Source organism: candidate division KSB1 bacterium (assembly GCA_034521575.1).
In the GTDB taxonomy this organism is placed as follows: Bacteria; Zhuqueibacterota; Zhuqueibacteria; order Residuimicrobiales; family Krinioviventaceae; genus JAXHMJ01.
Genome location: JAXHMJ010000005.1, coordinates 561,290 through 575,802 on the forward strand (window position 1 = coordinate 561,290; position 14,513 = coordinate 575,802).

Sequence of the window (14,513 nt, forward strand, 5' to 3'; positions counted from 1 at the left end):
AAATTTTAATAGTGATAATAACTGTAATATTCTTTAACCTGCTCCTCTTGATTTCCGTTTAAAATGGCGCCGATTAAATTTGCCGGAACAGTATTAAAAACTTCCAGGCGTTTTTTAATATGAGCGCTGTTTGTCATGCCCACGCGAACCACAAGAGCAACGGCGTCCATTTGGGTTCCCAAAACCACAGAATCGGTAGCCGCGTCCAGCGGTGGGGTATCAAAAATTATAAATTCAAACTTTCGTTTGGCTTCCAGGAGAAAGCGTTCCATATAGCGTGATCCCAAAAGTTCAGAAGGATTGGGGATCATGGAACCGCAACTCACAAGCGACAAATTGGGGATATGCGTTTTTTGCACCAAACCGCTCAATGCATAACTGTTGTTGAGGTAATTGGTCAATCCCGGTTCTTTTTTACAGTCAAATGTGTTGTGCTGAACACCGCGCCTTAAATCGCCGTCCACCAAGAGTGTGCTCGAACGTTGCTGAGCCAAAATGATGGCCAAATTACTGGCGGTAAATGATTTGCCCTCGCCGGGCTGTGTACTGGTAATGAGCAGTGTATTGATCTGTCCGATCTCTTTGGAAAACATGAGATGCGTGCGCAAAGACCGGTAAGCCTCCCCTACCGAAGTGGGCGAATAGTCGTGCGTCACCAGCTGCTTGTCTATATATTTTGCTTTTTCATAGTCCGAATATTCCGGGATATCTGAAAATTTCACATGTGGAATATCAGCCAAAACCTTGAGATGTAAAGTATTTTCAACATCTGATGACGTGTGAATTTTCCTGTCGAACAGATCGATTACGATTGACAAAAGAATTCCAAGAAGCAGTCCGAGTCCACCTCCCATCATGGCGCTCATTTTCTTACTGGGGTTGATTGTTGAAGTCGGCTCTTGTGCGGGTTCCATAATGCGTATGGTTTCTCCGGTCACAGATTCCGACACCAGCATTTTTTGAATTTCCGTATAAAGATAAGAATAGAGCTGGTCATCAATTTTTTGATTGCGTTCCAGTTTCATTAATCTGTATTCGTTCGCCGGAAGCTGTTTGAGCTGCGCATCCAGCTCTTTGGCGCGTTTCTTAAAATCAACTTCTCTCGCGACCAATTCGTTTCGATAGTGCGAAGCGTACTGTATGATTTGATTTTGTGTATCTTCAATTCTCTGTTTGATCGCCAGCAGCTGTGGATTTTCCGGAGAATACTGCCTGTACAACTCGTCATACTCCTTTTCGAGGCTGATCAGCTTCTGCCGAAAAATTCGAAGCTCGGGTTCTTCTTCCAGAGCAGGAAATCGGGACAATTCGTGGACGATAAGACGTCGAAGCTCATCCTCGTCCGTTTGCAAAGAATCGAGTTTATCCAGATAACTGGTCAGCAGCTTTCTTTGTTGCGGCAGTTCGCGTAATTTTGCATTCACTTGAGAAATTTCATCCAGCAATTTTTGCCGTTCGCTGTCAAGCGCCAGGGGATATCTTGAATAGAAATTGCTTAGAGCCCCTTCGCTCTCTTTAACATTTTTCTCAGCCGCACTGAGTTTTTTCTGAAGCATTTTGCGGTAGCTGTCAATATCACGTGATTCCAGCACCATGGTTTCATCCACATAAACCTGGGCAATGCGGTTCAGCTTTTTCGGCAATACTTTGGGATCGGTTCCGATCATTTCCAGAACCATAAAATTACCGGAACGACTGAACCGCGGCGTCACAGCGTTTCCTACTTGCTGAACTGCCTGCTTGAAGGGCTGAATCCGGAATGAAGCCTTGTTTTTGAACTTTACAAATTCAGGATTCAAACGAAAAGACAAACCGTTCACATTTCGGTTGTTTTCAACCGCTTCCCATACAGACGCGCTATCGATAATCGTGCCGTTTTGGAGCAGATAATAGTCGCCTAAACCCGTCACCTTGATCTGATAGTTGCCGTCGACAGGATCCTGGGTGGTACGATAGTCCTGAAAAATATCTTCCAGACGCTCATGTGTGCTGTCAGTGAGTACAAACGCCTCTCCCAGAGCCGAAGCAATTCGCTCGGAAAACATCCGGCTTCTGATTTCCGCCTGACGGACGTCATCTAAAAGACGGCCTTCACTATCACCCAGTTTTTTAGACTGTATAGTAACCGTGCATTTATATTTAGGAACTTGATTGGCAGCGTGATAATAGAACGGGATGGCCACCAGAACACAAAGGACAAGTATTATCCACTTGCGTTTCCATATACCGCGCATATATTTAGAAAAATTAACCTGAGGTGCTTCACTCGGATCAATTTGTTGATCTGTGATATCATATTCTTCGTATGCCATAGCAAAAAACTAGTTTAGTTTGTTCGTTCCTGGATTGTGTAATACAGCAAGAGCATCGTTGATGCAAAATTCACATACCGAAATACATCATACAAGCTGAGCCGGTTTACCCGCGGTGCAACAATCTCGTCTCCCGACTGTATTCCTATTTCCCGTAAAGAAGTGCCGCTGTATATTGCGTCACGAAAATTTTTATAGATAATGACTCCGTTGCGAAGGATGTAAATATCTTCCATGCGGATACTGCTGCCGACACCTCCGGCCTCTGCAACCACATCCCAGAGAGAAATAGAGGGGTCAAATCTGTACATTCCGGATTCACCGAATTCGCCCACCATCGATATGCGGATCAGTGGAAATAAAAGAATTTTCGGGTTTCTCGCATAGGGTTGCAGAACTTGCTGGATTTTTTCAGTTGCTTCTTCTACTGTCATTCCCGACAACTTTACTGTGCCAATGGGACCAAGACGCACATACCCTTCTCCGTCAAGCGCGTATTCCCGGTCATGAAAATTAGTGATGAAACGATTCTGCGGTGTGTTCAAGTCATCTTCATAAATCATCAGACGCAAACCGTCACCTGGATTAAACCGGTATGTCTTTGTTGTGTCCGGCAGCATAAAGTCGTTCTGAGCATAGCCGGGTGATATACATCCCAAAGAAAAAATAACCGCGACAAATAAGACAAGGTTGATACTCTTCATATTCATTCCATAAAATTATCGTGAACGGTAATAACGGAAACGCTTTTCCTGGGTATCAAGTCCCAGATGCTTTAACAGCCGCCGCAATTGAAAATAATTAACCCTGGAAAACCCGAATTCTTCCGTATTGAGCCGTTTTTTAAGGGTTATGGTCTTTGCGCCCGGTTCCTGTAAAACAGCTTGTTTAATTTTTTCATTCAACGGCAGATCGGCCCGGGGATGTGTTTCTTTTCTTTCAGAACGGGGTTTGGATGTTGGTTCAGGCCGTTCTGTTTCCGAAAGAGTTTGCCGGGCAGGTGTTGCAGGCGCTTGACGGGTTACAGGCTTTTTATCTTGCATTTTTTCGGTTTGAAGCTCCGGTGTTTCACCAGAGGCTGCTATTACGGGGAGCCGGTGAATGTCCCGGCAAAAATCAAATTCATCTATGGCTTCCTCGATTGTCTCATATGTGGAAATAATCCGATTAAATTCCAGCATTTCAAACACCTCCAGAACGCCGGGAAGCATATGACAAAGCTTCAGATTTCCACTCCGCTCTTTTATCCCTCGTATTTCACTGACAAACACGCTCCACCCCGCACTGCTTACATATTGTACGGATTCCATGTCTACAACGTATTGAACAATTCCTTGTTCCAGCATTTTATTGATAATTTTATGGAATTCAGGCGCTGTGCTCGTATCAATGAAACCTGAAGTCTTTAAAAGAGCAATATCCTTGAGCATACCTACGTAATGTACTTGAATGTCGAGACCTTCCATAAGCCCTTTTAATTTCCTTTATTCCTCCGGGTCCCTAATAAATCCATTTAATTATAATACTAGAATACATTATAAAAGCAAAGTCGGTGCCACGCTGCCGCCGACTTTGCTTTTCTTTTAAATACTTTTTAAACAATATTTTATAATTATTACATCTATCGCAGTTCCATGATGAGATGTTTTAAACTGTACAGCATTGATACAAAATTTTTCAGAGTAAAACAAAACACGTTCAACTGTTCTTTTTTTCGATCATATCCTGGTATAGCTGCAGATAGTTTTCAGCGGCGGCTTTCCATGAATAATCCGCCTGCATGCCACGCAACTGGAGGGTGACCCAGGTTTTGCGGTCCGAATAGGTTTTTACAGCATTCTGCAGCGCACTCAGCATTGATTTGCTGTCATAGTCTGTGAAAACAAAACCATTGCCAGTTTCAGGGTTCTGAACAAAATCAGTAATAGTGTCCGCAAGGCCACCGGTTTTACGCACAACCGGCACGGTACCATATCGCAGACTGTAAAGCTGATTCAATCCGCTGGGTTCAAAGCGGGAGGGCATTAAAAACACATCACTGGATGCCTCGATTTTATGAGCCAATGTTTCATCAAAGGTCAAAAAGGCAGCAATTTTTTGGGGATATTTTTTCATCATATCCTGCCAAAATTTGTGATACATTGGATCACCGGTACCGAGCACAACAATCTGCAGATTCATCTTTAGCATATCATCAATAGCTTCGCTGATGATATCAAATCCTTTTTGTTCTGCAAGTCGCGAGATAATGCCAACCAAAATGGTGTTTTCATCATAGGGCAATTTTGCCTCTTTTAAAAGCGCTTTTTTATTCTCGCTTTTTTGATCCAGAGAATCCACATCATAATTCGCATCGATCAGAGGATCGGTCTTTGGATCCCAGACATTATAATCGACACCATTCAGGATTCCATACAAATCGTTCTTGCGCTGTAAAAGTTCTTCCTGCAATCCGGCGGCCGATTCCTGATTGTCCAAAATTTCCCCGGCGTAGGTCGGGCTCACTGTTGAAATGGCATCCGCCGTCACCAATCCTGCTCTGAGAAAATTAATTTTATCATATTTGATCAGGTCATCGTCGGGCGATAAATCATTCATACACCCCGATTTTGTCAAGGCATCTGTGGAAAAATCTCCCTGATAGGCCATATTGTGGATTGAAAGAAGAGTTGATGTATCATCAAAAAAACCGTCGTCCAGATTTTGGTGTTTTAAAAACCAGGGAAGCAGTGCGGTCTGCCAGTCATTACAATGGATAACCTGAGGTTTCCAATGCAGAATACGCATCATTTCAATGACCGCACGACAAAACAGCATAAAACGCTCGGGGTTGTCAGAAAATGCTTTACCCGTTTGGGGATCGACATATAGATCTTTACGACCGAAAAACGGTTTGTGTTCGAGCAAATAAACCTGCACTTTGGAATCCGGTAGAAAAGCGGATTTTGCACTGACTGTATATTCTTTACCGCACATCTTGATGGGTATTTTTTTCAGGCGAATGACATCCCTGAGCACAAATTTTCTTTCGCTTATTCCTCCATACCGCGGCATAATCACACGAATATCATGCCCCTTATCGTGCAGTTTTTTGGGGAGCGCGCCGGCAACATCTGCCAGCCCCCCGGTTTTAGCAAACGGTGTCACCTCAGAGGAAAGCATCAATATTCTGAGCCGATTTTTCATAGGTTATCCTGTATCTTGTTCAGAAAAACAATTAATCTTATTCGATTTCCATGGGTTCAGAGCAGTTATTGCAGACGTGACAAATAGGACTGCGCTCTGGGGATATATTCACTGTTTGGATATTCATTGATCAGTTTCTGGAATTCGGTACGGGCCTGGGCGTTATCTCCCATATTAATATAGCAAAGTCCCAGTTTAAGCTGAGCGTCATCCAGCTTGTTCGATTCGGGATACATAAAAACTTTATTAAATTCCATTGCCGCTTTTTCATATTCCGTCAAACCATAGTAACATTCACCCATCCAGTACTGGCAGTTATCTGTCAGAGTGTTTTGTGGCCGCACAGCAAGCAATTCCCGGAACAGGGCAATCGCCTGTTCATACTGTCTTTGTTTGTACAGGTTCAATGCTTGATCGTAACGGGAACGAAAAGAATCCAGTGCATCAGAACCGGAACCGGTAATAGACGTCGACTGAGGCGCCTGTTGTTTTGATTCCTGAACTTTTTGTTGTTTTTTCTGAACCTCTAATTCCTTTTCATAAAGTTCACGTCTCAGTTCAGCCAGTTTTTCATCCTTTTGATTGACCTGTTGTTCAAGCCGCTCAACTTCCTGCTCTAAACTCTCTCCCTCCGGCGCATCCACTGTCTCACCGACGTTTCGGTCGGGGGCCTCGGTCTCTGTCGCCCAGAAATCATCCACTGAATCATCTGATGCTGTAGCTTTGGCCTCATCCTCGGTTATTCCCAAAAGCCGCAAGACCTCCGCCTCTTCATCGGGGTCCGGTTGAAAATCCTGCTCTCCCTCCCATGTTCCCGCTTGTTCATCACTTTGGTTATCAACACGAGTTCCTGCACACGAGAGAAAGAAAATCAAGCTTGAAAAAATCAGAAAAAAGGGAAAATATCGCATTTTTCTCTCCTATCAGTTTTGTTATCCCCCTCAAAAAAACCGATTCATTTGCAATGCCGCGTAACCGATCGTTTTAAATAGAGCAGAGCCGAATCTATCTCATCCTGATACGACATTTAACATTTCATCTAATATAATTATAATTGACACAAAAATCAATCTGATTTTTATGCATAAGCAGAATAAAAATAAACATATATTTTTCAGGCATTTCCCGATTTTACTGTCCGGTGTTTATACCAGATACCGAACAAGCCCAAAACGACAAAAACAGCGCTGATCAATTGATTCATACTGATATCCAGACCGGCGATGGTAACCAGAACCATGCTGTCTTCATAGTATCGGAAAATATCAATGATAAACCGGGAAAACCCATACAAAACAACAAACAGGTAAAAAAGAAAGCCGTCATATTTTTTCCAGCGCTCGGCAAATAAAAGAGCGCCAAAAATGATCAATCCGTACAGAGATGAATACAATTGTGTGGGAATCAGAGGAATCCCTGGGAACTGACTTCCGGCCGCGCTGTTGACTGGAAACTCTACGCAAAACTGAGAATGAGCATCACAGGGCAGGCCATAACAGCAGCCGTTCAGATAGCAGCCAATACGGGTGAGAAATATTCCCAGTCCCACCGCAGGCACCAAAATATCTGCGAATTTTAGAAAAGAAAGTTTTTTTAAACGCAGGTAATAAAAAGCTGCAATAAAGCAAAGGACAACCCCGCCGAGTAATGTCAGCCCTGCGATTCCGATTGTTCCATCGCTTTGAACGGGATTGATTGTATCCAGCCATCTGCCTTTGAATTCATCCAAATGAAACAGCACATAAAACAGCCGGGAGCCGACTATACCACTGATGATAAGAATGACTGACAGATCAAGAATATGATTGGGATCTACTCCCTGTTTTTTAGCACGCCGGGTGGAGAACCAGATACCCAGCAAGAACGAAAGGGCCAGCATAAATCCATAAGATCGAATTTCAAGCGGACCTATTTTAAACAATATGGGATGCAATTATACCTCCTGTTGATTGTTTTTAAAAGGGGCGGCAGAGTTCCCGTTCCATTGATAAAGAGCGGGCCCGTTTTCATCAACAACTGCAAACGAAAAGTCCTGCATCCAGTTTCCCGGATTTACGTACCAGCCACCGTTTGTTTTTTCGTTGGCGGCAATATGCGTATGCCCCATAATGACTATATTATACCCTTGCGTCAGCTTTGTTCGGGCATAATCTCGATAGTCCTGATCGCTGAATTTTTCTTCAGGATCACCCGATTTCCGGCTTAGACGGGACAAACCGAGCGCCAGAGAAATGCCGAGATCAGGATGGAACATTCGGTACAGTTTGATACAGCATTTATTTCGAAAAACACGTTTCATGAGCCGGTAGCCCGAATCTCTCTTCATGAGGCCGTCCCCATGAATGATGAATATATTATATTCACCCCACTGTATGATAAATTCATCCGGATGAAGAGACAGGCCGATTTCATGGCGCATAAAACTGTCAAGCCAGAAATCATGGTTACCGGCAATATAATGGATAGTGCAGAATCGAGTGAGGTCGGCGAGCTTGCACAGGACCCTAAAATGCAAGCGGGGAATCACTGATTTGTATTCAAACCAGAAATCAAAAAGATCTCCTACAATAACCAAATCCGCCTTTTCGGTTTTTACATAATCGAGAAAAGAAAAAAGACGCTCACGTTTTAATGCTTCTTGCGCCTCATCCTGTGCCCCTAAATGAGCATCTGATAGAAAATAGATTGGCTTCATAATTTCCAAAATAAAATTATACAAAAAGAAAAGTAAGCATCTTGAAAATGAAATGCAAGATATATCCACTCACCCGGAACTGAAAACAAAAAGTGAATAAATCCGGTAGCTGCAAAAGATGACCGATAATCCCATTTGGCTCTACGACTGCTTGCTTGTTCAATTTGTATTGAGTATATTATACAATCAAAGGATGGAATTTATGTATAATTCGAATGCAAAAATCAATCTCGGATTGTCAGTGCTGAACAAGCGCAAGGACGGGTTTCATAACATAGAGACGTTCTTCCAGGAAATCAGTCTTTGCGATAAAATTGAAATCACGCCTGCAGAGAGCGGCATCCAGATTCAATCCGACCACAAAGATTGTCCCGGTGACGAACGCAATCTCGCTCACCAAGCAGCGGCTGCCTTGCAGCAGACAGGCTGTCAGGGAAAAGGCTGCATAATTAAGCTGTCAAAACAAATCCCTATTGGTGCGGGACTCGGCGGCGGCAGCAGTAACGCGGCAACAGTACTCGGGGCTTTGAATCAGAAATGGGAATGCCGCCAGAGCCGGACTCGGTTAACAGACATTGCAGCCTCACTCGGTTCCGATGTTCCATTTTTCATGAGCGGTGGCCTGGCTTTCGGCACAGGACGCGGTGAGACTCTGACTCCTTTGCTATTCAAACCGGTTTACCGGGGTTTGCTGATTATCCCGCCGTTTTCCATATCAACTCGGGAGATTTACGAAAATTTAAGCTTGACAAACAAAAGAAAAATAACTAAATTAAAAGGCTTTATTGATAATTTTTACCGACTTGATCCTTGGAAAGAAACACTGGAGAACGATTTGCAAACAGTGGTGTTGAAAAAGTATCCGGATTTGCAGGATATCATTAACAAATTGTATGCGTCCGGCGCCTTTTTTGCACAAATGAGCGGAAGTGGTTCTGCCTTTTACGGATTATTCAAGTCGGAGGATAAACTGCGCGAATGTTCTCAATATTTTGCCGGCGGTTTCAGAAAACTTTTGTTTGAACCGATATATAAATAGCTGTTGGGGCGTCGTCAAGTGGCAAGACACAGGATTTTGGTTCCTGCATTCGGGGGTTCGAATCCTCCCGCCCCAGCTTTAAAAATGACGAAAATAAAATTTTCGTCATTTTTGTAGGTTCATTTGAAAACTTTGCGAAAACGTAGTTATGCCATTTCAAGCGAAAGAGAGCCAACTCAAAGTTTTTTCCGGCTGTTCAAATCAGCAACTTGCCGAACGAATCGCCGGGCATCTTGGAAAACCGTTAGGCCGGGTTACAACCAAACGCTTTTCCGACGGTGAAATCTGGGTTAAATACGAAGAAAGCATTCGCGGCACTGATATTTTCATCGTACAGTCGACGCATCCGCCGGCAGAGAATTTTATGGAATTGCTGATCATGTGTGATGCAGCCAGACGCGCCTCTGCAGCACGCATTACAGCAGTGATCCCTTATTTCGGCTATGCTCGTCAGGATCGCAAAGATCAACCTCGCGTCTCCATTTCGGCCAAATTGATGGCCAACTTGCTGGTACAGTCCGGTGCGAACCGGGTATTGACATTGGACCTGCATGCACCGCAGATCCAGGGATTTTTTGATATTCCTTTCGACCACCTGTACGGAGCGCGGGTTTTTGTTGATCATTTCAATAGCCTTGCATTAAAGGATGTTGTGATTGTATCCCCGGACATCGGTGGAGTGCATTTGTCCAGAGCTTATGCAGCGAGGCTCAACACCGAAATGGCTGTGCTCAATAAAAAACGCATTGAGCACAATCAATGCATCGTCACCGAATTTATAGGCGATGTACAGGATAAAAATGTATTGATTGTTGATGATCTGGTTGATACCGCAGGCACACTGGTAAACGGCGTTCAGGTTTTAAAGACAAAAGGCGCCAGGAATATTTATGTTGCATCGACTCATCCTGTATTATCAGGAAAAGCCATCGAACGGCTGCAACAATCCTGTATCAACAAAGCGTTCTTTACAGACTCTATTTACGTGCCGCCTGAAAAACAAATTGATAAAATGGAAATCCTCTCGGTTTCGTATCTTTTATCCGAAGCAATCTTGAGAATACACAGAGAACGCTCAATATCTGATTTGTTTATGGTTAGCAAATCTCCCATGCACTGACCCATACACAAGTTTGGAATGACATAATTTTTGGAGATAAAACATGGCAGAAATTTCATTAAAAGTGCAGACACGCGAATTAAGTAATAAAGGCTCAGTCAGACGCTTGCGAGCCGATAAAAAGATACCCGGTGTCTATTATTTTCACGGAAAGGGTAACATTCCAATCTATGTGGAACGCACGGACCTTCAGGCTATTTGGGGTCATGAATCTGCATTGCTTGATGTATCATTTGACGGGAAAAAGCCTAAAAAATGCATTATCCGTGACATTCAATACGATCCCATCAAAGGAACGCCAATCCACCTGGATCTGATGGGCATCAAGATGGGTGAGAAATTCACGGTTACTGTTCCGTTGCATCTGGAAGGAACGTCGATCGGTGTAAAAAACGGCGGTATTATGCAGCAGATGATGAGAGAATTGCAGATCGAATGTTTGCCCTCTGACATGCCTGAATTTCTCGAGGTTGATGTTACCGAGCTGGAAATCGGAGATTCAATTTCCATTTCAGATGTCAATTGGGAAAACATAGAGCTTTTAGACGATCCCGCTACAACCATTGTAAGTATCACGGTACCGAGAATGGAAGAAGAGCCCGAAGAAGAAGAAGAAGGTGAAGAACTGGAAGGAGAAGAAGGCGCTGAACCTGAAGTAATCGGTCAGAAAGCGGAAGGCGAAGAAGAAGAACCGGAAGAATAGACAATCCGCAATGTCGGATCGTTATTTGATCATAGGCCTGGGTAATCCGGGACGCAAGTATCGGAACACTCGACATAACGTCGGGTTTATGACAATCGACCAGATGGCTCGGTCTTTTCATGAGAAGCTAAAAAAGGGCAAAGGTCCTTATCAGAGTTGTAAGGTTATTTACAGAAATCAGTCCATTATTTGCGCACAGCCGTTAACATTTATGAATAACAGCGGCCTGGCAGTTCGTGAGCTGGTTCATTATTACGATATTGATCTTTCCCGTCTCCTCGTCGTTTATGATGACGCGGATCTCCTGTTCGGCCACATCCGTTTACGGAAAACCGGCGGAACAGGCGGACATAACGGAATGAAATCCGTTATACAACATTTGAACACCAAAGAATTTGCTCGTTTGCGAATCGGTATTGGATCTGATATCGCAAAGAAGGATATGATAAATTTTGTCTTGTCCGGCTTTTCCAAAAATGAGCAGAAAGAACTTGATTTCATTATTGATGAATCGGTAAATGCCGCCCTGTGTTTTATCCGGGATGGCATTGACAACGCCATGAATCAGTGCAATCAGGATCTTTTGCAACGCTCACCTTAAAGCCATCCTTCTTTACTTATCACCATACAGAAACGCATTCGGACAATCATTATTTTTCCACATATGGAGGATTGACGTTGCGAAAATACGAGACTATTTTTGTTATCGATTCGTTACTAAAGAATGAAGAAATCGAAAGTATCGTCAACAAGTACGAACGATTTATCTCAGCAAACGGCGGTTCAATTGATGTGGTGGACCGTTGGGGCAAAAAACGGCTGGCTTATGAAATTAAAAAGCGACAGTACGGATATTACGTATTGATCCGTTTTGATGGCCCACCAACCATGGTTAAACCCCTGGAACGGGAATATCGACTCAATGAGGCTATTCTTCGTTATAAAACTCTGCTCTTAACACCCGCTGCACTCAAAGCGCTTGAAAACGTGCAAAAAGAAGAGAAAGAGAAAGAGAAAGAATCACCCAAAGCCTCACCGGAAGAAAAGCCCAAAAAAGAAGATTCTCAGGAATCTACTGAAGAGAAAGATGAATCAGAGACTGAGGAGAAAACCGAGGCTTGATCGGGTTTAGATCCAGTCAGAACACATGGAGGAGCTGGTATTCATGAGTAATTTAAAGATGCCAGATATCAATAACAGTACTGATCGCCGGAATTGTCGAGAACGATGTGGACATTCAAACTTCTTCCGGCGACAAGGTTGCGACATTTTTATTATCCGCAAACCGAAAGTACCGTGATAATTCGGGAATCTGGCGGGAAAGCACCTGCCAGGTTGGAGTGACGGCTTTTAATAAAATTGCAGATTATTGTGAGAAAACCTTGAAAACAGGTGATTCCGTACTAATCGACGGTGAATTGGAAAGCCATTCATTTAACGCGGATAACGACAACACCCGAAATATTGTAGAGTTGCGGGCCAGACACTTACAGCTGTTGGACAGCAAGCCCACACAAACAGAAACATCCTTTAGCCAGGATAAAAAAGAATCTCAAACAGAAACGGCTCCAGAGTCAACAGAGACCAAAGAAACAGAGCCGACTGATTTTGATTTTGGCTATCAAAATCTGAAACTGTAATTAAGAAGGAGCAAACATGCTGAAACGTAAACGCATTTGCCGTTTTTGTGAGGAAGGCATAGAATATATTGATTTCAAAAATCCCAAACGGCTGCAACGCTTCACAACAGAACAGGGAAAAATCATTCCCCGTCGCACATCAGGGACGTGTGCCCGGCATCAGCGGCAGCTGGTTTCGGCAATCAAAATAGCCCGTGAACTCGCACTTGTACCGTATGTTTCTGATATCGCAAAATAAACAACCGTAGGAATGACAAATGAAAATAATTTTAAAAAAAGATATCTCTACATTGGGAACTGCCGGTGAAATTATTGATGTAAAGCCCGGCTATGCAAGAAATTATCTCATACCCAAGGGATTCGCTGTATCAGCCACAGGCTCAAATTTAAAGATTTATGAACAGGAACGTAAAGTTAGAGAACGCCGTATTGAAGAAGAAAAACAGCAAGCCCAAATTCTGGCGGACAAACTGAATTCAGTTTCCGTCACCGCTACGGTTCAAGTTGGCGAAGAAGACAAGGTGTTTGGCGCAGTTACCAATCAGAATATTGCAGACCTGCTGCACGAAAAGGGGTTTGAAATAGACAGGAAAAAAATAATTCTTGAGGAACCTCTCAAAGAACTTGGCGTATATAACGTTCCTATCAAACTTTATCAGGATGTGGAAGCAACGATTAAAGTTTGGATCGTTCGAGAATAATTATCATCTTTTTCGTAAAGGGAATCTGCTGTAACAATTTACGGCAGCCTCCCTTTACGGTTTTACACCCTGTCACCATTTTAAATTCGGAGAAAAACGGGTGCGTTTCTCTGACTCTTTAAATTAGGGTCCTCTATGGCTGGCGCGATATCTTTTTTCAAGAAAAATGTTAAAGACAAAAGCCAGTACAAAGCAAAGGTCATGTCTACCCTGGCTGCTGTTTTTATCTGGTTCCTGGTTGTCATAGGCGGAACCTATGAACACATTACCACCATACCGGTAAAATCTTCACTGGGAAGTGATGAATATATCATTACCTCAGAATTACCGGAACGGGTCAGAGTGCGTATTCAGGGACAAGGCAGGGACTTGCTCACCTTTTTGCTGTTCAAAGATGCCTGGCTGCAGCTGAATCTCACCTGGAAGCCTGGGACCCAGGTCATAAAGCCCAACACATCCGATATTATTCTGGCACGCTCAGCCAAACGTCTGAATATCAGACAGTTGCTGCAACCGGATTCCATACTCATCTCCATAGAACCCAAAGTCACTCGTAATTTTGCAATAAAAAATCAGGCCATCATTGATCCAGTCCGGGGCTATACGATTGTAGGAACACCGGAGATTTCACCGGCCCGGATTAAAGCGGTCGGTCCGGAATCCATGCTTTCCCGAATGGATTCCATACGAACAAGAGCAGTCACGTTCAAAGATGTCAAATATCCCATTGAAACCGAAATTGAGCTTGAAACTCCGGATCAGGATCATATCGAGCTTTTACAGAACAGAGTAACTCTAAATGCAGATATTCAGAAACTAATGGAAAAAAGACTCTATAATATACCTGTAACAGTGAAAAATATCCCCCTGAAACACGCGCTGTGGTCATGCCGTCTCATTTATCATTGACTGTACAAGGTGGTGTCAGACCAGGTCTTTCCGCTTGAATCCGATGATATCAACGCCTACATTACCTATACCGCGCCCCACGATACAACTTTTATAGATTATCCTGTCAGCCTTGAACCCATTGAACACATTCGTTTCCGGAATATTGATCCTGAACGGTTCAAGGTCGTTCTTGAACGTACAAATGAAACAATATCGGAATAACAAT

General features: G+C 43.4%; 17 protein-coding genes and 1 tRNA gene. 11 read left to right on the forward strand and 7 right to left on the reverse strand.

The window, feature by feature from the left end; translation table 11 throughout:
- Positions 1–5 precede the first annotated feature (5 nt).
- The 7 genes from U5R06_15405 to U5R06_15435 form a co-directional block, all read right to left on the reverse strand.
- Positions 6–2,312, reverse strand: coding sequence for a polysaccharide biosynthesis tyrosine autokinase (locus U5R06_15405; GenBank protein MDZ7724147.1), 2,307 nt, complete (start codon positions 2,310–2,312; stop codon positions 6–8).
- 14 nt (positions 2,313–2,326) lie between these two features.
- Positions 2,327–3,016 (reverse strand): polysaccharide biosynthesis/export family protein, encoded by a 690-nt coding sequence (locus U5R06_15410; GenBank protein MDZ7724148.1) that lies wholly within the window; start codon positions 3,014–3,016, stop codon positions 2,327–2,329.
- 15 nt (positions 3,017–3,031) lie between these two features.
- Positions 3,032–3,778, reverse strand: a complete 747-nt coding sequence (locus tag U5R06_15415; GenBank protein ID MDZ7724149.1) for an STAS domain-containing protein — start codon at positions 3,776–3,778, stop codon at positions 3,032–3,034.
- Between the two features lie 232 nt (positions 3,779–4,010).
- Positions 4,011–5,498: a glycogen synthase GlgA gene (gene glgA, locus U5R06_15420; protein ID MDZ7724150.1), complete on the reverse strand. Its 1,488-nt coding sequence runs from the start codon at positions 5,496–5,498 to the stop codon at positions 4,011–4,013.
- 65 nt (positions 5,499–5,563) lie between these two features.
- Positions 5,564–6,409 carry a tol-pal system protein YbgF gene (gene ybgF, locus U5R06_15425; protein MDZ7724151.1) on the reverse strand — a complete coding sequence of 282 codons (846 nt, stop codon included), beginning with the start codon at positions 6,407–6,409 and terminating at the stop codon, positions 5,564–5,566.
- Between the two features lie 203 nt (positions 6,410–6,612).
- Positions 6,613–7,431, reverse strand: coding sequence for a prolipoprotein diacylglyceryl transferase (gene lgt, locus U5R06_15430; protein ID MDZ7724152.1), 819 nt, complete (start codon positions 7,429–7,431; stop codon positions 6,613–6,615).
- Positions 7,432–8,193, reverse strand: a complete 762-nt coding sequence (locus U5R06_15435) for a UDP-2,3-diacylglucosamine diphosphatase (protein ID MDZ7724153.1) — start codon at positions 8,191–8,193, stop codon at positions 7,432–7,434.
- A 202-nt stretch (positions 8,194–8,395) separates the two neighbouring features.
- On the opposite strand from U5R06_15435, the gene ispE reads away from it, so the two are divergent.
- From ispE to U5R06_15490, 11 genes are all read left to right on the forward strand, one after another.
- Positions 8,396–9,232, forward strand: coding sequence for a 4-(cytidine 5'-diphospho)-2-C-methyl-D-erythritol kinase (gene ispE / locus U5R06_15440; protein ID MDZ7724154.1), 837 nt, complete (start codon positions 8,396–8,398; stop codon positions 9,230–9,232).
- A 4-nt stretch (positions 9,233–9,236) separates the two neighbouring features.
- Positions 9,237–9,308 (forward strand) — tRNA-Gln (locus U5R06_15445).
- A 72-nt stretch (positions 9,309–9,380) separates the two neighbouring features.
- Positions 9,381–10,352 carry a ribose-phosphate pyrophosphokinase gene (locus U5R06_15450; GenBank protein ID MDZ7724155.1) on the forward strand — a complete coding sequence of 324 codons (972 nt, stop codon included), beginning with the start codon at positions 9,381–9,383 and terminating at the stop codon, positions 10,350–10,352.
- Positions 10,353–10,395: 43 nt separating this feature from the next.
- Positions 10,396–11,055, forward strand: a complete 660-nt coding sequence (locus U5R06_15455; GenBank protein MDZ7724156.1) for a 50S ribosomal protein L25 — start codon at positions 10,396–10,398, stop codon at positions 11,053–11,055.
- 10 nt (positions 11,056–11,065) lie between these two features.
- Positions 11,066–11,656, forward strand: coding sequence for an aminoacyl-tRNA hydrolase (gene pth / locus U5R06_15460; protein MDZ7724157.1), 591 nt, complete (start codon positions 11,066–11,068; stop codon positions 11,654–11,656).
- On the forward strand, positions 11,623–12,177 hold the full coding sequence (rpsF, locus tag U5R06_15465) for a 30S ribosomal protein S6 (protein ID MDZ7724158.1): 555 nt from the start codon (positions 11,623–11,625) through the stop codon (positions 12,175–12,177). The genes pth and rpsF overlap by 34 nt, the downstream gene beginning before the upstream one ends.
- Before the next feature lie 83 nt (positions 12,178–12,260).
- Positions 12,261–12,695: a single-stranded DNA-binding protein gene (locus U5R06_15470; GenBank protein ID MDZ7724159.1), complete on the forward strand. Its 435-nt coding sequence runs from the start codon at positions 12,261–12,263 to the stop codon at positions 12,693–12,695.
- A 16-nt stretch (positions 12,696–12,711) separates the two neighbouring features.
- Complete coding sequence (rpsR, locus tag U5R06_15475; GenBank protein ID MDZ7724160.1) at positions 12,712–12,933, forward strand: 30S ribosomal protein S18; 222 nt, start codon at positions 12,712–12,714, stop codon at positions 12,931–12,933.
- A 19-nt stretch (positions 12,934–12,952) separates the two neighbouring features.
- On the forward strand, positions 12,953–13,396 hold the full coding sequence (gene rplI, locus U5R06_15480) for a 50S ribosomal protein L9 (protein ID MDZ7724161.1): 444 nt from the start codon (positions 12,953–12,955) through the stop codon (positions 13,394–13,396).
- Positions 13,397–13,531: 135 nt separating this feature from the next.
- Positions 13,532–14,305, forward strand: coding sequence for a hypothetical protein (locus tag U5R06_15485; protein MDZ7724162.1), 774 nt, complete (start codon positions 13,532–13,534; stop codon positions 14,303–14,305).
- Positions 14,306–14,317: 12 nt separating this feature from the next.
- Positions 14,318–14,509: a hypothetical protein gene (locus U5R06_15490; protein MDZ7724163.1), complete on the forward strand. Its 192-nt coding sequence runs from the start codon at positions 14,318–14,320 to the stop codon at positions 14,507–14,509.
- The last annotated feature ends 4 nt before the right edge of the window (positions 14,510–14,513 follow it).

Bases quoted from the DNA above. Each gene is read 5' to 3' on its own strand.
- U5R06_15405 (MDZ7724147.1), bottom strand. From the start codon at position 2,312: ATGGCATACGAAGAATATGATATCACAGATCAACAAATTGATCCGAGT.
- U5R06_15410 (MDZ7724148.1), bottom strand. From the start codon at position 3,016: ATGAAGAGTATCAACCTTGTCTTATTTGTCGCGGTTATTTTTTCTTTG.
- U5R06_15415 (MDZ7724149.1), bottom strand. From the start codon at position 3,778: ATGGAAGGTCTCGACATTCAAGTACATTACGTAGGTATGCTCAAGGAT.
- glgA (MDZ7724150.1), bottom strand. From the start codon at position 5,498: ATGAAAAATCGGCTCAGAATATTGATGCTTTCCTCTGAGGTGACACCG.
- ybgF (MDZ7724151.1), bottom strand. From the start codon at position 6,409: ATGCGATATTTTCCCTTTTTTCTGATTTTTTCAAGCTTGATTTTCTTT.
- U5R06_15435 (MDZ7724153.1), bottom strand. From the start codon at position 8,193: ATGAAGCCAATCTATTTTCTATCAGATGCTCATTTAGGGGCACAGGAT.
- ispE (MDZ7724154.1), top strand. From the start codon at position 8,396: ATGTATAATTCGAATGCAAAAATCAATCTCGGATTGTCAGTGCTGAAC.
- U5R06_15450 (MDZ7724155.1), top strand. From the start codon at position 9,381: ATGCCATTTCAAGCGAAAGAGAGCCAACTCAAAGTTTTTTCCGGCTGT.
- U5R06_15455 (MDZ7724156.1), top strand. From the start codon at position 10,396: ATGGCAGAAATTTCATTAAAAGTGCAGACACGCGAATTAAGTAATAAA.
- pth (MDZ7724157.1), top strand. From the start codon at position 11,066: ATGTCGGATCGTTATTTGATCATAGGCCTGGGTAATCCGGGACGCAAG.
- rpsR (MDZ7724160.1), top strand. From the start codon at position 12,712: ATGCTGAAACGTAAACGCATTTGCCGTTTTTGTGAGGAAGGCATAGAA.
- rplI (MDZ7724161.1), top strand. From the start codon at position 12,953: ATGAAAATAATTTTAAAAAAAGATATCTCTACATTGGGAACTGCCGGT.
- U5R06_15485 (MDZ7724162.1), top strand. From the start codon at position 13,532: ATGGCTGGCGCGATATCTTTTTTCAAGAAAAATGTTAAAGACAAAAGC.